The sequence below is a fragment of the Streptomyces sp. NPDC048462 genome (assembly GCF_043200175.1).
Taxonomy (GTDB): domain Bacteria; phylum Actinomycetota; class Actinomycetes; order Streptomycetales; family Streptomycetaceae; genus Streptomyces.
In genome coordinates, this window is sequence record NZ_JBICXG010000034.1 from 14539 (window position 1) to 32147 (window position 17609).

The 17609-nt window shown below is 72.4% G+C and carries 22 protein-coding genes and 1 pseudogene; 14 read left to right on the forward strand and 9 right to left on the reverse strand.

Annotated elements, in window-relative coordinates; all coding sequences use genetic code 11:
- Positions 1 to 4 precede the first annotated feature (4 nt).
- Together ACGFU6_RS34665 and ACGFU6_RS34670 are read right to left on the reverse strand one after the other, a co-directional pair.
- Positions 5 to 517, reverse strand: coding sequence for a DinB family protein (locus tag ACGFU6_RS34665; RefSeq protein ID WP_393616551.1), 513 nt, complete (start codon positions 515 to 517; stop codon positions 5 to 7).
- Between the two features lie 39 nt (positions 518 to 556).
- The gene (locus ACGFU6_RS34670; protein WP_393616552.1) at positions 557 to 1360 is read right to left on the reverse strand and encodes a LysR family substrate-binding domain-containing protein; all 804 of its coding nucleotides are present in this window, start codon (positions 1358 to 1360) and stop codon (positions 557 to 559) included.
- A 58-nt stretch (positions 1361 to 1418) separates the two neighbouring features.
- Between ACGFU6_RS34670 and ACGFU6_RS34675 the strand changes: the two genes are divergently transcribed.
- Positions 1419 to 1823 carry a DUF5997 family protein gene (locus tag ACGFU6_RS34675; RefSeq protein ID WP_393616553.1) on the forward strand — a complete coding sequence of 135 codons (405 nt, stop codon included), beginning with the start codon at positions 1419 to 1421 and terminating at the stop codon, positions 1821 to 1823.
- A 138-nt stretch (positions 1824 to 1961) separates the two neighbouring features.
- Here the strand turns inward: ACGFU6_RS34675 and gap are convergent, their stop codons facing one another.
- The 3 genes from gap to ACGFU6_RS34690 form a co-directional block, all read right to left on the reverse strand.
- Positions 1962 to 2960, reverse strand: coding sequence for a type I glyceraldehyde-3-phosphate dehydrogenase (gene gap / locus ACGFU6_RS34680; protein ID WP_393616554.1), 999 nt, complete (start codon positions 2958 to 2960; stop codon positions 1962 to 1964).
- A 105-nt stretch (positions 2961 to 3065) separates the two neighbouring features.
- Complete coding sequence (locus ACGFU6_RS34685; protein WP_393616555.1) at positions 3066 to 4022, reverse strand: GlxA family transcriptional regulator; 957 nt, start codon at positions 4020 to 4022, stop codon at positions 3066 to 3068.
- Positions 4023 to 4059: 37 nt separating this feature from the next.
- Positions 4060 to 4947, reverse strand: coding sequence for an alpha/beta fold hydrolase (locus ACGFU6_RS34690; RefSeq protein WP_393616556.1), 888 nt, complete (start codon positions 4945 to 4947; stop codon positions 4060 to 4062).
- Between the two features lie 131 nt (positions 4948 to 5078).
- On the opposite strand from ACGFU6_RS34690, the gene ACGFU6_RS34695 reads away from it, so the two are divergent.
- The 4 genes from ACGFU6_RS34695 (at position 5079) to ACGFU6_RS34710 (ending at position 7307) form a co-directional block, all read left to right on the forward strand.
- On the forward strand, positions 5079 to 5522 hold the full coding sequence (locus ACGFU6_RS34695; RefSeq protein ID WP_393616557.1) for a winged helix-turn-helix transcriptional regulator: 444 nt from the start codon (positions 5079 to 5081) through the stop codon (positions 5520 to 5522).
- Complete coding sequence (locus tag ACGFU6_RS34700; RefSeq protein ID WP_393616558.1) at positions 5519 to 5944, forward strand: VOC family protein; 426 nt, start codon at positions 5519 to 5521, stop codon at positions 5942 to 5944. Before ACGFU6_RS34695 ends, ACGFU6_RS34700 begins: the two co-directional genes overlap by 4 nt.
- A 96-nt stretch (positions 5945 to 6040) precedes the next feature.
- Entirely contained in the window at positions 6041 to 6184 is a 144-nt protein-coding gene (locus ACGFU6_RS34705; protein ID WP_393616559.1) for a hypothetical protein, read from the forward strand.
- Positions 6185 to 6392: 208 nt separating this feature from the next.
- Complete coding sequence (locus ACGFU6_RS34710) at positions 6393 to 7307, forward strand: GNAT family N-acetyltransferase (protein WP_393616560.1); 915 nt, start codon at positions 6393 to 6395, stop codon at positions 7305 to 7307.
- Positions 7308 to 7362: 55 nt separating this feature from the next.
- On the opposite strand, the gene ACGFU6_RS34715 is transcribed toward ACGFU6_RS34710, so the two are convergent.
- Positions 7363 to 8142, reverse strand: coding sequence for an SDR family NAD(P)-dependent oxidoreductase (locus ACGFU6_RS34715; RefSeq protein ID WP_393616561.1), 780 nt, complete (start codon positions 8140 to 8142; stop codon positions 7363 to 7365).
- Between the two features lie 204 nt (positions 8143 to 8346).
- Between ACGFU6_RS34715 and ACGFU6_RS34720 the strand changes: the two genes are divergently transcribed.
- The 8 genes from ACGFU6_RS34720 to ACGFU6_RS34755 all read left to right on the forward strand — a co-directional run bounded on the left by ACGFU6_RS34720 (position 8347) and on the right by ACGFU6_RS34755 (position 14541).
- The gene (locus tag ACGFU6_RS34720; RefSeq protein ID WP_393616610.1) at positions 8347 to 8496 is read left to right on the forward strand and encodes a hypothetical protein; all 150 of its coding nucleotides are present in this window, start codon (positions 8347 to 8349) and stop codon (positions 8494 to 8496) included.
- A gap of 324 nt (positions 8497 to 8820) precedes the next feature.
- On the forward strand, positions 8821 to 9201 hold the full coding sequence (locus tag ACGFU6_RS34725) for a tol-pal system YbgF family protein (protein WP_393616562.1): 381 nt from the start codon (positions 8821 to 8823) through the stop codon (positions 9199 to 9201).
- Between the two features lie 34 nt (positions 9202 to 9235).
- Complete coding sequence (locus ACGFU6_RS34730) at positions 9236 to 9628, forward strand: hypothetical protein (protein ID WP_393616563.1); 393 nt, start codon at positions 9236 to 9238, stop codon at positions 9626 to 9628.
- Positions 9629 to 9713: 85 nt separating this feature from the next.
- Positions 9714 to 10742, forward strand: a complete 1029-nt coding sequence (argC, locus tag ACGFU6_RS34735; protein ID WP_393616564.1) for an N-acetyl-gamma-glutamyl-phosphate reductase — start codon at positions 9714 to 9716, stop codon at positions 10740 to 10742.
- On the forward strand, positions 10739 to 11893 hold the full coding sequence (argJ, locus tag ACGFU6_RS34740; RefSeq protein ID WP_393616565.1) for a bifunctional glutamate N-acetyltransferase/amino-acid acetyltransferase ArgJ: 1155 nt from the start codon (positions 10739 to 10741) through the stop codon (positions 11891 to 11893). Before argC ends, argJ begins: the two co-directional genes overlap by 4 nt.
- Positions 11890 to 12792, forward strand: a complete 903-nt coding sequence (gene argB / locus ACGFU6_RS34745) for an acetylglutamate kinase (RefSeq protein ID WP_393616566.1) — start codon at positions 11890 to 11892, stop codon at positions 12790 to 12792. The genes argJ and argB overlap by 4 nt, the downstream gene beginning before the upstream one ends.
- On the forward strand, positions 12789 to 13979 hold the full coding sequence (locus ACGFU6_RS34750) for an acetylornithine transaminase (RefSeq protein WP_393616567.1): 1191 nt from the start codon (positions 12789 to 12791) through the stop codon (positions 13977 to 13979). Before argB ends, ACGFU6_RS34750 begins: the two co-directional genes overlap by 4 nt.
- A 25-nt stretch (positions 13980 to 14004) precedes the next feature.
- A complete protein-coding gene (locus ACGFU6_RS34755) occupies positions 14005 to 14541 on the forward strand; it encodes an arginine repressor (protein ID WP_393616568.1) in 537 nt (178 codons plus the stop codon).
- Between the two features lie 3 nt (positions 14542 to 14544).
- Here the strand turns inward: ACGFU6_RS34755 and ACGFU6_RS34760 are convergent, their stop codons facing one another.
- The 3 genes from ACGFU6_RS34760 to ACGFU6_RS34770 all read right to left on the reverse strand — a co-directional run bounded on the left by ACGFU6_RS34760 (position 14545) and on the right by ACGFU6_RS34770 (position 17189).
- On the reverse strand, positions 14545 to 15246 hold the full coding sequence (locus tag ACGFU6_RS34760) for a L,D-transpeptidase (RefSeq protein WP_393616569.1): 702 nt from the start codon (positions 15244 to 15246) through the stop codon (positions 14545 to 14547).
- Between the two features lie 64 nt (positions 15247 to 15310).
- Entirely contained in the window at positions 15311 to 15904 is a 594-nt protein-coding gene (locus ACGFU6_RS34765; RefSeq protein ID WP_393616570.1) for a pyridoxamine 5'-phosphate oxidase family protein, read from the reverse strand.
- Positions 15905 to 15947: 43 nt separating this feature from the next.
- Positions 15948 to 17189 carry a hypothetical protein gene (locus ACGFU6_RS34770; protein WP_393616571.1) on the reverse strand — a complete coding sequence of 414 codons (1242 nt, stop codon included), beginning with the start codon at positions 17187 to 17189 and terminating at the stop codon, positions 15948 to 15950.
- Between the two features lie 185 nt (positions 17190 to 17374).
- Between ACGFU6_RS34770 and ACGFU6_RS34775 the strand changes: the two are divergent.
- Positions 17375 to 17527: pseudogene (locus tag ACGFU6_RS34775) on the forward strand (argininosuccinate synthase); the annotation flags it as partial.
- Positions 17528 to 17609: the final 82 nt, after the last annotated feature.

Consider the following 17609-nt stretch of genomic DNA (forward strand, 5'->3'; position numbering starts at 1 on the left):
GCCGTCACACTCCGGTACTGCCGTCGATCCGTTCGCGGAGCAGGTCGGCGTGGCCGCTGTGGCGGGCGTACTCACCGATCATGTGCGTGTAGATCCACCGCAGGCTCACCTCGCCGCCCATGAAGGCAACGGTGTCCTCCAGGGCCCGCGCGGCGCAGTTGGCACGGGACAGGGCGACCTCGTCCCGCCAGGCCGCGAGGGTCTGTGCGAAGGAGGCGTCGGCGGCGACCTCGAAGCCCCCGTCGTGACCGCCGGAGCCGGCCGGTGCGCGGTGGGTGGGCGGGGCGTCCTCGGTGGCGAATACCCGGCGAAACCAGTTCCGCTCGACCTCGGTCAGGTGCTGGACAAGCCCCAGCAGCGTCAGCGACGACGGCGCCACGGACGTCTCCCGGACCTGCTCGTCGGCCAGGCCCTCGCACTTCTGTGCCACGGTGGCCCGGTAGAAGTCGAGCCAGCTCTCCAGGTTGGTGCGCTCGTCGGCGTTCAGGGGCGGCATCGTGCGTTCGGTGGGCGTCATGATCACCGATCGTGCCAGCCGGGTCTGACAATCGCGGCGCTACGGCCGCCGGCGGGGCTTCCCGCGCTTGGCGCCCGCGGCACCCTTCGCGCCCCGGGAGCCGCCCTTGGCCCCCTTCGCGCCGGCGGAACCGCCCCGGGCGCCCTTCCCCGCCCCGGCGCCGGCCCCGGGCTTGCGCCGGGCACCACCGGTCTCCGGAGCCTTGCGCTTCGGCTTCTCCGCGGGCGGCGTACCGCGGCCCCGGGTGCTGTTCACCGTCCGGCCCCGGACGATCCCGATGAAGTCCTCCACCAGATCGGTGGTCCGGTCCTCCGGCCACGACAGCGCGATGCGCGACTCGGGCGCGCCCGACAGCGGCCGGTACGTCAGGTCCTTGCGGTGGTGCAGGCGGGCGAGCGACTGAGGGACGGCGAGGACGCCCACCCCGGCCGCCACCAGCTCGACGGCGTCGGCCGTCGTGGCCGGGCGCTCGATCGCGGGCCGGCCGGGCAGCCGCTCCCAGCCGAGGGTGTCGTCCAGCGGATGCAGCACGATCTCGTCGGCCAGATCCTCGACGGAGATCTCCTCGACCGCCGCCACCACGTGGTCCTTGGGGATCACCACCACGGTCGCCTCGGTGTAGAGGGGGATCGCGCTGAGCTCCGTCCGGTCCACCGGCAGCCGTACGAACCCGGCGTCGGCGCCGCCGTCGGACAGCAGCTCCGAGGCCTCGGCGGCCGGCACCGATACGAGGGCGAGGGGGATGTCGGGCAGGCGCTCGTTCCAGATCCGCACCCACTTGGTGGGGGTCACCCCGGGGACGTACGCGAGCCGGAACGAGGGGGTTGCTTCCGAGCCTGTCACCCCGCCAGGTTACCGGTCGTGGTCAGCGGTGGCGCACACGCTCGATACTCTTGACCCCATGACGTCGCACCAGACCACCCAGACCATGAAGCCCGCGACCGCGGCGAAGAAACTGGGTGTGTACCTCGAAGCCACACCCGCCGAGTTCCAGGAGGGTGTCGTCTCGCGCGCCGAGCTGGCGGCCCTGCAGTCCGATCCGCCCGAGTGGCTGCGGGAACTGCGCAGCAACGGCCCGCACCCCCGGCCGGTGGTCGCCGCCAAGCTCGGCGTCTCCATCTCCGGTCTCGCGCGCGGTGGCGTCACGGACGCCCTCACCACGGAGCAGATCGAGGCGCTCAAGCAGGACGACCCCGAGTGGCTGCGCACGGAGCGCGCCACCCAGGCCGAGGTCCGCAAGGAGACCGTCCGGATCAAGGAGCGGAACGCGGAGCGCGGCAGCCGGCCGCAGGAGCCCCGTTCCTGACCCCGGCCGCTGAGACCGTGCTGCGGATGGCCCCCGTTCCGGTCGAACGGAACGGGGGCCATCCGCATGTCGTCGCGGCGGCGGCGGCGGCGGGAAACGGACGCCTCACCCCGCCGCGCGGACAGCGCACCGCACCGCTCAGCGCGTGGCGAGCAGCGTCAGCGTGTCGATCACGCGGTTCGAGAAGCCCCACTCGTTGTCGTACCAGGCGGACACCTTGATGTGGCGGCCCTCGACCCGGGTGAGCGCCGAGTCGAAGATCGACGAGGCGGGGTTGCCCGTGATGTCGGACGACACGAGCGCGTCCTCGGAGTACTCGAGCACACCTGCCAGCGGCCCCTCCGCCGCGGCCCGGTAGGCCGCCAGCACCTCGTCGCGCGTCACGTCGCGGGCCACGGTGGTGTTCAGCTCGACGATCGAGCCCACCGGAACCGGCACCCGGATGGAGTCGCCCGACAGCTTGCCGTCCAGGTTGGGCAGCACCAGGCCGATCGCCTTGGCGGCGCCGGTCGTCGTCGGCACGATGTTGATCCCGGCGGCGCGGGCGCGGCGGGCGTCGCGGTGCGGGCCGTCCTGGAGGTTCTGCTCCTGCGTGTAGGCGTGCACCGTCGTCATGAAGGCGTGCTCGATGCCGGCGAGCTCGTCGAGCACGGCGGCCAGCGGCGCGAGGGCGTTGGTGGTGCACGAGGCGTTCGAGACGACGGTGTGCAGGGCCGGGTCGTACGCGTCGGTGTTGACGCCGTAGGCGAGCGTGACGTCCGCGCCGTCCGACGGGGCTGCGACGAGCACCCGCTTCGCGCCCGCGTCGAGATGGGCGCGGGCGGCCTTGGCCGACGTGAAGCGGCCGGTCGCCTCCAGCGCGATGTCCACGCCGAGCTCGGTCCACGGCAGTTGTCCCGGTTCGCGTTCCGCGAGCACCTTGATGCGGCGGCCGTCGACGACGAGGGTGTCCCCGTCCACGCTCACCGGGCGGCCCAGGCGTCCGGCGGTGCTGTCGAACGCGAGCAGCCGCGCCAGCGCCGCGGGCTCCGCGAGGTCGTTGACGGCGACGACTTCGAGGTCGCTGTCGCGCTCCAGCAGCGCGCGCAGCACGTTGCGTCCGATGCGGCCGAATCCGTTGATGGCGATGCGAGTCATGTGAGAGTCCCTTTCTCCTCGCTTTCCAGCATCGCGCTCGCCCCACGCCCCTGACAGCGGCGTGATCGCCATGGTCCGTAAGGATCCCGCCACACCCAATGCGGGCTATTCGCCCTGGGCGAAGGTGCGCCGGTACTCGCTCGGCGTGGTGCCCAGGATGCGCTGGAAGTGCAGCCGCAGGTTCGCGCCGGTGCCGAGGCCGGCATCGGCCGCGATCTGCTCGACGCCCCGCTCCGAACGCTCCAGCAGCTCCCGGGCCATGTCGATCCGGGCGCGCATGACCCACTGCATCGGGGTGTATCCGGTGTCCTCGGTGAAACGCCGCGAGAACGTCCGGGGCGACACCGCGGCGTGCCGGGCCAGTACGTCCAGGGTGAGGGGTTCACCGAGCCGGTGCAGCGCCCACTCGCGGGTCGCCGCGAACCGTTCACCGAGCGGCTCGGGCACGCTGCGCGGCACGTACTGGGCCTGACCGCCGCTGCGGTAGGGCGCCGCGACCAGGCGCCGGGCCGCGTGGTTGGAGGCGGCGACCCCGAGGTCGCCGCGCAGCACGTGCAGGCACAGATCGATGCCCGACGCGGCGCCCGCCGACGTCAGTACCCCGCCCTCGTCGACGAACAGGACGTTCTCGTCGACCCGGACGAGCGGGTACTTGGCCGCGAGCGCCCTCGTGTAGTGCCAGTGCGTCGTGGCGCGCCGGCCGTCCAGGAGACCGGTGGCGGCGAGCGCGAACGCCCCGGTCGAGATGGCGGCGAGGCGCGCGCCCCGGTCGTGGGCGGCGACCAGCGCGTCGATGACGGCCTGCGGCGGGCTCTCCCGGTCGGGGTGGCGGTAGCCGGGCACGAAGACGATGTCGGCCCAGCCGAGCGTGTCGAGCCCGTGGGTGACGTAGTACGACAGGCCGTCACCGCCGGCCACCGGACCGGGTGCCGCGCCGCACACCCGTACCTCGTACGGCATGCTCGCGCGGGTCGTGAACACCTGGGCGGGAATGCCGACGTCGAGTGGCTTCGCCCCGTCGAGGACAAGGACCGCGACGTGGTGCAGGCGGGGGGCTGGCATGGGAATGGAGGGTACGCGGCGCAACCCCGTCCGGCGCTCAGGCCGACGTTTCGGCCGGCGCGAGGAACGGCTCCAGCAGGCGCAGCAGCTCGTCGGGCCGGTGCAGCGGAATGATGTGCCCGCAGTCCTCGACCACATGGCCGACGAGACGGTCCGTCACCGGCCGCAGCTGCTGTTCGAGCGCCCTGCCGACGGGCCGGGCGCCGATGGCCATGGTGGGCACGGTCAGCCGGCCCCGACGGGTGGCGTCCAGGATCTGCCCCGCGCTCGACGGCAGTGAGCGGTAGTACGAGAAGGCGCACCGCAGGGCCTCGCTCCCGCCGTAGGCGTCGAGGAAGGCCGCGCGGACGGCGGGCTCCACGCCGTCCCCGAGGGTGCCGGCGTCGAGGAACCAGTCGATGTACCGCCCCTCGTTCCCACTGAGTACGGCTTCCGCGAGACCGGGCTCGCGGTGGAAGCCGAACCACCACGGTGGCCCCTGAGCAAGGAACTCCTCGGCCCCCGGGAGCCCGCCCAGCAGCGATTCCATGACCACCAGTTGCCGGACGAGCCCCGGGCGGCGCATGGCCAGCAGAAAGGCCGGCGGCGTACCCGCGTCGATGCCGACGACGGCTGCGGAACTCTCCCCCAGCGCGTGGAGCAGGCCCTCGGCGTCCGCCGCGAGCGTGCCGGCGTCGTAGCCGTCCACCGCCCGGGTACTGGCGCCGAACCCCCGCAGATCCGGTGCGATGACCCGGAACCCGGCCGACAGCCCGTCCATGACGTGGGTCCACAGCCGCCAGGTGTGCGGGAAGCCGTGCAGCAGCAGGACGGCCGGGCCCTCCCCGGCGACGGCCACGTTGATCTCGATGCCGTTGGCCGCGACCCGCCGCAGCTCGGGGCCGGGCCGGTGGGGGCGGGGACGGGGACTCGGCGGGACGGGCACGGCGGACTCCAGATCGGTTCGGGCGGCGCGGCTGGTGACCGCGATGCGGTTACCATTGGTGACTACAAAACGATAGGTAACTAGTACGGAGGTGCCAAGACGGCACTTCCGGCTCAGGTGGTGAGCTCCAGGTGACCCCTCCGGCGCAACGGCCCCCGCAAGGGACCCGCGGAGATCTGTTCGACCCGAAGTGCCCGACCCGCGGCCTGCTCGACCGGATCGGCACGAAGTGGATGTCGATGGCCGTCAAAGTGCTGGCTGAGGCGTCCCCGGAGGAGGTGCGCTTCGCGGAACTGCGGCGCAGGATGCCCGGCATCTCGCAGAAGATGCTCTCCGTCACCCTCCAGGGCCTGACCCGCGACGGCCTGGCCGACCGCCGGGTGGAGCCGACGGTGCCGCCGCGCGTCCACTACCGGCTCACCCCGCTCGGCCTGTCCCTGGCGGAACCGCTGGCCATGGTGCGCGCCTGGGCGCAGGAGCACATGGCCGAGATCGGCCGCGCCAACCGGGAGAACGAGGAGGACGAAGCGGTCCCCTCGCGCCCGGTGGCCGGCGGCGGCAATGTGGAGACATGAACGCGGACGACGGGAACATGCTGGCCAGGTCACGAGTGGCGACCAGGCTGCCGGCCCATGACCTGGACCGGGCGCGACGCTTCTACTCCGCCGTGCTCGGGCTGGAGCCGGTGGACGAACGGCCCGGCGGGCTGCTGTACCGGTGCGGCGGTGTGGACTTCGTGGTGTTCCGGTCGACAGGAGCCTCGTCCGGGTCCTTCACCCAGATGGCATGGGAGGTCGACGACATCGAGGCGGCCGTCGCGGAACTGCGGCGCAGGGGCGTGGTGTTCGAGGACGTGGACGCGCCCGGATTCCGTACGAGGGACGGGATCGCGGAGGTCGAGGGGAACTACCCGAGCAAGGGCGCCAGGGGTGAGCGTGGCGCCTGGTTCCGGGACAGCGAGGGAAACCTGCTGGCCATCGGCGAACCGGTCGGGTGACCGGGAGCGGCCGGTGGTCCGGGGCCGCACGACGCAGGCGCGCACCGGCGGCGAGTCCGGCCCCGCTCCGGGCCGCGCGGGATCGTGGGTTCCACCATGACGGCGCAGCACCCCGGCGCATGGGCCGCCGAGGCGATCCGGCGGCTGCGGGAGGACGGTGCGCATCTGCTGCCGACGCCCCTGCGGGCGCTTTCGCTGCCCGGGGTCCCGGGCATCGGCATCCAGTCGAAATCTGCCTGAAGGACGAGTCCGGCGCATCCCATCGGCAGCATGAAGTACCGCCTGGTGCGCGCCACGTTTCGCGGGGCCCGCCCCGACGCCGTACGAAGCCGTCATCGAGCGGTTCGCCCGCACCGGGGACTGAACGGCCGGATGACGGCCGAGGGCGCCCCGGACCGCCCCTCCCGCTCCTCGGCCGCGACGAAGGGCCCTCCCGTAATGTGACCGGGTGACAGAATTCAACGTCCTTAATGACAGCGCTGGTTGGCAGAGCGACTTCGAGCGGCGGCTGACCGCCTCGCACCTCGAGGCCGGGCTCGACGACACCGCGGCGCGGCGCATGATCGAGGAGACACGCGGCAAGGTCGGCGGCTGGACCGTCGCCGGCATCACGGACTCCGGGACCCGGGTGGGGTACGTAGCCGTGTCGGTGGAGGACGACGACGGGGCGCCCGCAGGACGCATGGGCGACCTCCGCGTCGAGGCGGAACACGCCGGACGCGGGTACGAGGAGGCCGCCCGGGACTGGGCCGAGGCATGGTGCGCGGAGCGCGGCGCGGGCCGGGTGGACATACGGATCACCGAGCCCGCCGGCGGCCTGTTCGACGGGTACGGGATCCGGGGCCAGCTCAGGGCGCGGCGCATCGCCTCCCCGCCGCAACCGGTGGAGGGGGTCACCGCACGGCCGATGACGCCGGCCGAGTACCCCGAGTGGCTCGCCGCCGAGAAGCTCGCCTATGTCGATGACATCGTCCGGGCCGGGGCCATGAGCCCCGAGGACGCCGCACGAAAGTCCGACGACGACTTCGCCAAGCTGATTCCCGGGGGCCTGGCGACGCCCGGGACCACGCTCCTGGTCCTTGAGGCGGAGGGCGGCGCGATCGGCACCGGCTGGCTGAAGCACGGGCACTTCCCCGGGGTCACGTACGGCTACTCGCTCCACATCGAGGAGCGCTACCGGGGCAAGGGGTACGGCCGGGCCGCGATGGCGGCCGGCGAACAGGCGACGCTCGCGGCCGGTGACTCGGTGCTGATGTTCACCGTGTGGGGCGGCAACGAGGTGGCGATGAACCTCTACACGAGCGTCGGCTACCGGATCGTGGAGGAGTACCGGTCCCTCGGTCTGCCCCGGTCCGCGGCCTGAGCGGACCCGGGGAAGGGGCGTCCGGAGGGACGTTCGCGGCGGGCGGGGAGCAGGATCAGCTGCTCCGGTACCGGGTGGCCAGCTGCGGGCTCTGGCCGCCGAAGGCGGCCAGGTCGGCGGTGAAGACGGCCTGGAGAAGTGCGGGGTCCTCGACGCCGGGGGCGCTGACGACCTCACCGAGCTCCACCCCGCGCAGCGCGCCGGTGACGAGGTCCTCGGCGCTCATCCTGGGCACGGCGCTCATGTCCAGGCCCTGGGAGGAGTGGAACTCGGTGGCCACGACTCCGGGACAGACCACGTGGGCCCTGACGCCGGTGCCCGCCAGTTCGGCGCTGAGCGTCTGCGTCATGGCCACGAGGTGGGCCAGGGTGCCGGCGTACACGGCGCGGCGCGGCATGACCGAGGCGTCGGCGGGGCCGGAGAAGGCGATCATCCCGGCGACGTTGATGAGGGTTCCGCTGCCGCGCCGCTGCATTCCGCCGACGGCCGCGCGCATCAGCTGGGTGGGGGCGAGGACCTTGACGTTGATCAGCTCGCGGGCCTTCGCGGCGGGCAGGTCGGCCAGTGGCATGTAGTGGGAGACGCCGGCGTTGTTGACCAGAACGTCCAGGGGTTCGTCGGCGCAGTACTTCGCGACGGAGTCGATGCCGTCCTCCGTGGACAGGTCGGCGACGACCGTGCGTACGTGCACCTCGGGGTGGGCCGAGGCGAACTCCGCGAGACGGTCCCGGCGGCGGCCGACGACGATCAGGTCGTAGCCGTCGGCGGCGAAGCGTTCGGCGAAGGCCTTGCCGATGCCGGAGGTCGCGCCGGTGACGAGAGCGAGCTTGCTCATGAGGGGGTGTTTCCTTTCGGTCTCCGGCATCGGGGGTCCGCTTTCCGCCGCCGGCTTCTCTCCTGGCACCACCCTGGAGCATTCTGCGGAAATCAGACAGTGGACGCGTTTTCCTGGGACTCGCGGTACCAGGAAAGCGCCGGTCCGGATTTGCCACAGTGCCCGGTCCGGAATTGTCACAGTGACCGGCGCGGATTCACCGCAGTGACCGGTCCGGGTCTCGCCGCGATGACCAGCGGCCTGCGCGTCATGGTCTACACCGCGCAGCCCGGGACCCCGGATGCGGAACGTCTCGACTTCCTGTCCGTCGTGGGGACACAGAGCCTCACCGAGCAGGAGCCCGGTTCCGTGTGAATCCCCGCGGCGGCCTGAGACCATCGTCGGGACCGGACCAATGAACGCATAGGGGGGAACATGGTCGTTCCGGTGGTGCTCGTCGTCCTGGTGCTGGTTGTCGGCGGTTGCGTGTGCGTGGTGTGGGCGGAGCGTGGCGGGCCGCCCTGGGTCCGTGGTGTGGCGACGGTGACGCTCGCCGTGAGCAGACTGGTGGGCCTCGGGAGGAGGCGTCGGCCGGGCCCGCACGGGACCTCCGGTGACGGCGGTTAGCGACACCCGACGTCGCCCCGTATCGCCTCCCCTGTCGCCGAGCGGAAGACGACGTCCCCCTACCCTCCGGGCATGAAACTCTTCCGGTCGCGCGTCAGACATCCGGAGCCGTCTCCCGTGGCCGGGGCCGAGGCTCTGTATCAGGCCGGGCGTTACGCCGAGGCGGAGGCGAGCGCGTTCGTCCGGTCGCGGCCGCGTGACGAAACGGATGTGCCGACGGCGCTGACCGTCGTCGCGCTCTCGATCGGTGCCCAGGGCCGGCATGCCGAGGCTGTAGCCGCGTACGACGAGGCGCTGCCGGTCTTCGGCAGGATCTTCGGGGCCGGTCACTGGGAGACCCTGAAGCTGCGCTCCGACCGTCGCACAGCAGTTGGCCGCGCTCGGCAGGCACCCGGAGTGCGAGGCGGAGTGTGCGGCCGTTGCCCTGGCCGCGACCCGTGGCGCCGGCCCTGAGATGCGGTTCATAGCGGCGGCAGCCAATAACGCGGTGGTTTTCGCGCTCAACGCGCAAGGGCGCCATGTGGAGGCTGAGGCGCTGGCCCGTGAGGTCCTGGCCAAGGTCCACGAACCGGCCCGGCTGCGCCTGGCCCTGTGGCTCGGCCTGGCCCGCAGCCTCAACGGCCGGGCCCGCTACGAGGAGGCTCTCGCCGAGGCCGCGAGTGCCGACGCCCCGCATCGCGATGTGCCCTCGGAGCACCGCGGTCACGAGGGCGGCTCCGTGGAGCTCGTCGTGGCCAACGCCCTCCTGGGGCTGGGCCGCGAAGCCGAAGCCCGGGTCCGGGCCGGCAGCGCTCGCGATGCCCTGCCGGCCTCCTTCGGCCCGGCCCATCACCGGACTGTCGAGGCACGGGCACTGCTCGACCGCCTTGACGGCGCCTGACCCGGCGAGCCGCCTCCGGTGACCCAATTCTTTGCATAAAAGTGCGACGCTGCGTATAGTCATGCCATCGACGAGGAGGATTTCGATGGTGGTACGTGCAGCGGTGGCAGGGGCGAGCGGATACGCCGGCGGGGAGTTGCTGCGTCTTCTGCTGGTCCACCCGGAGGTCGAGATCGGGGCCCTCACCGCGAACTCCAACGCGGGGCAGCCGCTCGGGGCGCTCCAGCCGCACCTGCGGCCGCTCGCCGGGCGCGTTCTTCAGCCGACCACGCCCGAGGTGCTCGCCGGCCACGACGTGGTCTTTCTCGCGCTGCCGCACGGGCAGTCCGCCGCCGTGGCGGAGCAGCTCGGTGACGATGTGCTCGTGGTGGACATGGGGGCCGACTTCCGGCTCAAGGACGCCGCGGACTGGGAGAGGTTCTACGCCTCGCCGCACGCGGGAACCTGGCCGTACGGCCTGCCCGAGCTGCCCGGCGGGCGGGCCGGACTGGCGGGCACCAAGCGTATCGCGGTGCCCGGCTGCTACCCCACCGCGGTGTCGCTCGCACTCTTCCCGGCGTACGCGGCCCAGCTCGCCGAGCCCGAGGCCGTGATCGTCGCCGCCTCCGGCACCTCCGGCGCGGGCAAGGCGGCCAAGCCGCACCTGCTCGGGTCCGAGGTGATGGGCAGCATGTCGCCGTACGGCGTCGGCGGCGTCCACCGGCACACGCCCGAGATGATCCAGAACCTCAGCGCGGCGGCCGGCGAGCCCGTCACCGTGTCCTTCACGCCGACCCTCGCCCCGATGCCCCGCGGCATCCTCGCGACCTGCAGCGCCAAGGCGAAGCCCGGTGTGAGCGCCGAGTCCCTGCGCGCCGCGTACGAGAAGGCCTTCGCGGACGAGCCGTTCGTCGATCTGCTGCCCGAGGGGCAGTGGCCCTCGACCGCCGCCGTGTACGGCTCCAACGCGGTCCAGGTCCAGGTCGCCCACGACGGGGCGGCCGGCCGGATCATCGTGATCAGCGCCATCGACAACCTCGCCAAGGGCACCGCGGGCGGTGCCCTGCAGAGCATGAACATCGCCCTCGGACTCCCCGAGGACACAGGTCTTTCCACGATCGGAGTCGCACCGTGAGCGTCACGGCAGCACAGGGATTCTCGGCGGCGGGCATCGCCGCCGGAATCAAGGAGAGCGGTAACCCGGACCTGGCCCTCGTGGTCAACAACGGCCCGCGTCGCGCCGCCGCCGGCGTCTTCACCTCCAACCGTGTCAAGGCCGCCCCGGTCCGCTGGTCGGAGCAGGTCCTCAAGGGCGGCGCGGTGACCGCCGTCGTCCTCAACTCCGGCGGCGCCAACGCCTGTACGGGGCCGCAGGGCTTCCAGGACACCCACACCACCGCCGAGAAGGCCGCCGAGGTCCTGGGCGGACACAGCGCCGGCGAGATCGCCGTCGCCTCGACCGGCCTCATCGGGCTGCTGCTCCCCATGGACAAGCTGCTCCCCGGCATCGAGAAGGCCGCGGGGGTCCTGAGCGAGCACGGCGGCGAGAAGGCCGCCATCGCCATCAAGACCACCGACACCGTGCACAAGACCGCCGTCGCCGGCGGCGAGGGCTGGACCGTCGGCGGGATGGCCAAGGGCGCCGGCATGCTGGCCCCCGGCCTCGCCACCATGCTCGTCGTCCTCACCACCGACGCCGACGTGGACGCGGCCGGACTGGACGCCGCGCTGCGCGACGCGACCCGCACCACCTTCGACCGGGTCGACTCCGACGGCTGCATGTCCACCAACGACACCGTGCTGCTGCTGGCCTCCGGCGCATCCGCGATCACCCCGGACCGGGCGGAGTTCGCCGAGGCCGTGCGCACCGTCTGCGACGACCTGGCCCGGCAGCTGATCGGCGACGCGGAAGGCGCGTCCAAGGACATCCGGATCGAGGTCGTCAACGCCGCGACCGAGGACGACGCCGTCGAGGTGGGCCGCTCCATCGCCCGTAACAACCTCCTCAAGTGCGCCATCCACGGCGAGGACCCCAACTGGGGCCGGGTGCTGTCCGCCATCGGTACGACGAAGGCGGCCTTCGAGCCGGACGAGCTGAACGTCGCCATCAACGACGTCTGGGTCTGCAGAGACGGTGGCGTCGGCGAGGACCGCGACCTCGTGGACATGCGCTACCGGGAGGTCAGGATCACCGCCGACCTCGCCTCGGGCACCGAGTCCGCCGTCATCTGGGCCAACGACCTGACCGCGGACTACGTCCACGAGAACAGCGCGTACAGCTCATGAGCGCCGCGCGGAAGCACACCGCACTCCCGAAGGCGCAGATCCTCATCGAGGCGCTGCCCTGGCTGACCCGGCACAACGGCAAGACCGTCGTCATCAAGTTCGGCGGCAACGCCATGATCGACGAGGAGCTGAAGGCTGCCTTCGCACAGGACGTCGTCTTCCTGCGGCACGCGGGCCTCAAGCCCGTCGTCGTGCACGGCGGCGGCCCGCAGATCAGCGCCCAGCTCGACAAGCAGGGCCTGGTCAGCGAGTTCAAGGCCGGTCTGCGCGTCACCACGCCCGAGGCGATGGACGTCGTACGGATGGTGCTCGCCGGACAGGTCCAGCGCGAGCTGGTGGGCCTGCTCAACCAGCACGGGCCGCTCGCCGTCGGCATGACCGGCGAGGACGCCCACACCATCACCGCCACCCAGCACCGGCCCGTCATCGACGGCGAGGCAGTCGACATCGGCCGGGTCGGGGAGATCACCGCGATCGACACCGGGGCCATCCAGGCGCTCCTGGACGACGGCCGCATCCCGGTCATCTCCTCCATCGCCCGCTCGGCGGAGGACAACCACGTCTACAACGTCAACGCCGACACCGCGGCCGCCGCACTCGCCGCCGCGCTGAACGCCGAGACACTGATGGTGCTCACCGACGTCGAGGGCCTCTACGAGGACTGGCCCAACAGCGACGACGTGATCAGCCGTCTCACCGCCACCGAACTGGAGAAGCTCCTGCCGGAACTCTCCAGCGGCATGGTGCCCAAGATGCAGGGCTGCCTGCACGCCGTGCGCAACGGCGTCGAGACGGCCAGGGTCATCGACGGCCGGGTCCAGCACTCGATCCTGCTGGAGATCTTCACCGACGAGGGAATCGGCACGATGGTCGTGCCCGACGCACAGGGGGAAGCATGAGCAACGCTGAGCTCTCGCAGCGCTGGCAGGGCGCGCTGATGGACAACTACGGCACCCCGAAGCTGTCCCTCGTCCGGGGTGAGGGTGCCCGGGTGTGGGACGCCGACGGCACCGAGTACCTCGACTTCGTCGGCGGCATCGCGGTGAACGCGCTGGGCCACGCCCACCCCGCGATCGTCGAGGCGGTCTCCGCCCAGATCGCCACCCTCGGCCACGTCTCCAACCTCTTCATCGCCGAACCCCCCGTCGCGCTCGCCGAACGGCTCCTCCAGCTCTTCGGGCGGACCGGCAAGGTCTACTTCTCCAACTCGGGCGCCGAGGCCAACGAGGCCGCGTTCAAGATCGGCCGGCTGACCGGGCGCACCCACATGGTCGCCACCGACGGCGGCTTCCACGGCCGGACGATGGGCGCCCTCGCGCTCACCGGCCAGCCCAAGAAGCGCGAGCCGTTCGTCCCGCTGCCCGGTGACGTCACCCACGTCCCGTACGGGGACGCCGAGGCGCTGCGGGCGGCGGTCACCACCGACACCGCCCTGCTGGTCATCGAGCCGGTCCAGGGCGAGAACGGTGTGGTCGTCCCGCCCAAGGGCTACCTGGAGGCGGCCCGGGAGATCACCCGGGCCACCGGAACCCTGCTGGTCCTCGACGAGGTGCAGACCGGCATCGGCCGCTGCGGCACGTGGTTCGAGCACCAGCAGCACCAGGGCGTCGAGCCCGATCTGGTCACCCTCGCCAAGGGCCTCGGCGGCGGACTGCCGATCGGCGCCACGGTGGCGTTCGGCGCGGCCGCCGACCTGCTGGCGCCCGGCCAGCACGGGACGACCTTCGGTGGCAACCCGGTCGCCTGCGCCGCCGGACTCGCGGTGCTGGACACCCTGGCCGCCGACGGCGCCCTGGACGACGTGAAGCGGCTCGGTGAACGGATCCGGGAGGGCGTGGAGGGCCTGGGACACCCGCTGGTCTCCCATGTCCGGGGCTCCGGCCTGCTGCTGGGTATCGTGCTCACCGAGCCCCTCGCACCCCAGGTGCAGCAGGCGGCTCAGGGAGCCGGACTCCTGGTGAACGCACCCGCACCCGATGTCGTACGGCTGATGCCGCCCCTGATCATCGGTGACACGGAGGTGGACACGTTCCTCCGGGCACTTCCCGGCGTACTCGACGCGGCACACGGACGATCCGGAGAATGACGTTCCGGAGAATGGGGCGACGACGATGACCGAGGCGCAGGACTCCGAGCACGGCGGGCCGTCCGTGCCGCAGACCCGCACGGCACGCCACCGCCGGATCGTGGACATCCTGAACCGGGTGCCGGTGCGCTCGCAGAGCCAGCTGGCCAAGCTCCTCAGCGACGACGGACTGAGCGTCACCCAGGCGACGCTCTCGCGGGATCTGGACGAACTGGGTGCGGTGAAGATCCGCAACACCGGAGGTGAGCTGATCTACGCGGTGCCGAGCGAGGGCGGTTTCCGTACCCCGCACGCACCGCTCGGCGGCTCGGCGAAGGAGGAGCGGATGCGCCGCCTCTCCGCCGAACTGCTGATCTCGGCGGAGGCATCGGCCAACCTCGTGGTGCTGCGCACGCCCCCGGGCGCCGCCCAGTTCCTCGCCTCGTCCATCGACCAGGCCGAACTGCACGACATCCTCGGCACCATCGCCGGGGACGACACGGTGATGCTGATCAGCCGTGACCCGGCGGGCGGGCAGGCGCTCGCCGACCATCTGCTGCGGCTCGCGCAGAACGACCGCTGAGGCTCAGTAGCGCGTGATCGCGGTCGGGCCCGAACGGGTCCCGATCGCGAGGTGCGGATGACGGGCGGGATCGGCCCAGGCCAGGATCCGGTCCATCGCGGCCGCCGGTACGGAGACGCAACCGGCGGTCGCACCGCGCCCGTTGACGTGCAGGAAGATCCCGGCCCCCCGCCCGCGCACCGGACGGTCGTAGTTGAAGCCGACGACGAGCGCACGCGCGTACTGCGCCGGATACGTGATCAGGTGCTCGGCCTCGGACGCCCGGCAGTCGGCGGGCCTCGGCTCCACCCACCGGTTGTACGTCCGCGCCGCGTTGTCCTGGCACCACCAGGACCCGTTGTGGACCCGGCGGTAGGAGTAGCGGGTACCGGGCGGGGCCGCCGCCACCCCGAAGGCGTACGGCAGGTCGTAGAGGCCGGTGGGCGTGGTGTTCGTGCCCTGTTCGCGCGAGGCGCCCTCGGCCAGCCCGTTGGCCCCGAACCGGGCCGGCGCCGAACCGGCCGCCACCCACCGTCCGGAGCGCCTGTTCCACCAGGTGACCGTGCCCGTGGTGGCCCCGGTGGCGGCGGCCTCCGCGGTGATCAGCTGGGAGCCGCCGCCCGTGTCGGCCAGCCGGTGCGGCAGCGGCCGGTCCGCCGGCGGACCGGCCCCGACGAGTGCCGTGAGGGCGAGCAGTACCGAACCGGTCACCAGACATCTGCGCATGTCCCGGACCGTAGACCGGTCCGGGCGCCACCACCCGTGCGCCTGCTCCGTACGGCCCAACCGCTCACGGCGACGGCGGCATGACCGGCAGCGGGAGCGGCAGCCCCGGCAGGCCGTCGATGCTGGTGGCGACGTGCTCCTTCTTCTCGAAGTAGGCGCTCAGCGAGGCGTCGTCCTCCCGCGCGAACCGCCGGGCGTGCAGCGGCCGGTCCTCTTCGTACGACATGAAGGGGATGGCGTATCCGCAGGTGTCCCGGATCAGCCCGGCGGTCACCACGATGATCGCCCGCAGCCCGTGCGGCGCCGCGTCCACCCCGTCGAACCGCCCGAGCAGACCGGGGAAGCGGGGGTCGTCGCGGAAGACCGGCTCACCTCGGCCGTGCACCCGCACGATGGTCGGCGGGCCCTGGAAGGCGCACCACATCAGGGTGATCCGGCCGTTCTCGCGCAGATGGGCGACGGTCTCCGCGTTGCTGCCGGCGAAGTCCAGGTACGCCACGCGCTGTTCGTCCAGCACCACGAAGGAGCCGCTGACGCCCTTGGGGGAGAGGTTGACCGTGCCGTCGCCGTCCAGTGGCGCGGTCGCGGTGAAGAAGATGTGCTGCGTCTCGATGAAGGTCCGCAGCCGCCCGTCGATGCGTTCGTATGTCTTTCCCATGCGTTCGATTGTCATCCCCGGTTCCCTTACGGACACGGGGATTTCAGCCGGCAGGACAGGCGCGGCCGGCCGCGCGCAGCAGCCGCCGCGCGGCGATCCGCACCGCACGCGGCCGGTCCGCCGCCGCCCGCTCGTACAGCCACTGCGGGGAGAAGCCGGCCGCGTCCGGGAGCAGCGCCCGGGTCGCCGCACGGGCGACGGCCGACGAGGTGTCGTCGAGCAGCGGAGCGAGCCGCTCGCGGGTGACGACGTCGAGGGCCCGCAGACCGGCGACCGTGTGGAGGCGGACGGCGGGCAGCGGATGGTCCAGCAGCGGCCACAGCGTCTCGGCGTCGCCGCTCACCCCGCACTCGCCCAGCCCCGCACAGGCCCCGGGGTGGTCGGCCGGAGCGGCGCACATCGAGCGGTACAGCGGCAGCGGGTCGACGCCGCCCTGCCGGAGCACGTAGCGGGCGCAGGCCCGGACGACGCCCGAACGGTCCGCGAGGAAGCCGCGGGCCTCGCCGTGCCGCCCGGTGCGGCGCAGCGCGGTGACCCCGGCGGCCCGCACGCGCGGGGCGCGGGCCGCCAGGAGCAGGCTCACCACGAGGTCGTGGTCCTCCTCGCCCATCGAGGCGATGGCCTCGTCCGCGCAGAGGTCCTGGAGGGTCGCGTCGTCGCTACCCGCCGCGATACGGGCCAGCCGGCCGGGCGTGAGCAGCCGGCCGGCGACCGCGACGCGGTGGGCGAACCTGCGGGTGGCGCGGTCGTCGCTCCCGAGCAGCGCCTCCACCTGCGCGGCGGGCCCCTCACGCAGCGCCCGTCCGAGCAGGTCGAGCGCGAATTTGCCCTGGGCGCGCCGGGACAGCAGCAGCACCAGCCCGGCCCACGGCACGAGGGCGGTCGCGGGCTCCCGGGACAGCAGTTCCCTGGCCCGCTCGCGTACCGGTTCCGCCCAGTCCGCGCAGCGGACGATCACCAGCGGCAGCAGGGCCCCGGCCCCGGCCACCCGGCCGAGGGCGGCCTCCCGGACCCTGCCGTCCGGGTGGCACAGGGCGAGGGCCAGCTCGCTCTCGGACAGCGGGCGCTCGCGCGGGCGGACGGACGGCAATGGGGCGTCCCAGTCCCACCGCAGCCGCCGCCCGGCCGCCCAGGCATGTGCTGGAAGCAGGTGCGGTGACTCCCAGGTCAGGATGCGCACCCCGAGGTCGAGAGCCACCCATGAGTGCGCGGACGAGGGATCCAGGGCGTCGTGCAGCGCAAGCCCCCGGGCCAGTCGTTCCGCCGCCGCGCAGTCCGTGGTCATCGGCCGCCCCCTCGTGTGTGCCGGGTGCCGATGCTAGGGCCGGCGAGTGGCGGTCGGCCAGCGAGTATCTGCCTCATAAGACGCCTTCCGGGCCCTCCCTCACCTGCGACTTTGACAAACCATACGGGTGAACGCATAATTATGCCTACCAGTGATCGCGGCGTGAGGAGAAGAGCGTGACGGAGCGCGCCGTCGTCACCGGCCGCCGGTCCAGCGAGTCGCTGTACGACCTCGCCACGTACGACTCCGGCGACACCTTCGACCAGTCCGCGGCGCAGGGCTCCACCGAGATCTTCGGCCTCTCGTCGAAGATCGCCGCCACGCGTGACCTGGCCTGATCCCACCCCGTTACGTCACCGCCTCCCCGGCCGTCCGCGCGGGGAGGCGGCCGCACATCCAACCCCCTTGTTCTTCCGAGGA

Coding starts and splice junctions, on each gene's coding strand:
- ACGFU6_RS34755 (WP_393616568.1), top strand. CDS start 14,005: ATGACCGAGGCGCAGGACTCCGAGCACGGCGGGCCGTCCGTGCCGCAG.
- ACGFU6_RS34700 (WP_393616558.1), top strand. CDS start 5,519: ATGAACGCGGACGACGGGAACATGCTGGCCAGGTCACGAGTGGCGACC.
- ACGFU6_RS34760 (WP_393616569.1), bottom strand. CDS start 15,246: ATGCGCAGATGTCTGGTGACCGGTTCGGTACTGCTCGCCCTCACGGCA.
- ACGFU6_RS34665 (WP_393616551.1), bottom strand. CDS start 517: ATGACGCCCACCGAACGCACGATGCCGCCCCTGAACGCCGACGAGCGC.
- ACGFU6_RS34750 (WP_393616567.1), top strand. CDS start 12,789: ATGAGCAACGCTGAGCTCTCGCAGCGCTGGCAGGGCGCGCTGATGGAC.
- argB (WP_393616566.1), top strand. CDS start 11,890: ATGAGCGCCGCGCGGAAGCACACCGCACTCCCGAAGGCGCAGATCCTC.
- argC (WP_393616564.1), top strand. CDS start 9,714: ATGGTGGTACGTGCAGCGGTGGCAGGGGCGAGCGGATACGCCGGCGGG.
- ACGFU6_RS34685 (WP_393616555.1), bottom strand. CDS start 4,022: ATGCCAGCCCCCCGCCTGCACCACGTCGCGGTCCTTGTCCTCGACGGG.
- ACGFU6_RS34675 (WP_393616553.1), top strand. CDS start 1,419: ATGACGTCGCACCAGACCACCCAGACCATGAAGCCCGCGACCGCGGCG.
- ACGFU6_RS34715 (WP_393616561.1), bottom strand. CDS start 8,142: ATGAGCAAGCTCGCTCTCGTCACCGGCGCGACCTCCGGCATCGGCAAG.
- gap (WP_393616554.1), bottom strand. CDS start 2,960: ATGACTCGCATCGCCATCAACGGATTCGGCCGCATCGGACGCAACGTG.
- ACGFU6_RS34705 (WP_393616559.1), top strand. CDS start 6,041: ATGACGGCGCAGCACCCCGGCGCATGGGCCGCCGAGGCGATCCGGCGG.
- ACGFU6_RS34765 (WP_393616570.1), bottom strand. CDS start 15,904: ATGGGAAAGACATACGAACGCATCGACGGGCGGCTGCGGACCTTCATC.
- ACGFU6_RS34770 (WP_393616571.1), bottom strand. CDS start 17,189: ATGACCACGGACTGCGCGGCGGCGGAACGACTGGCCCGGGGGCTTGCG.
- ACGFU6_RS34725 (WP_393616562.1), top strand. CDS start 8,821: ATGAAACTCTTCCGGTCGCGCGTCAGACATCCGGAGCCGTCTCCCGTG.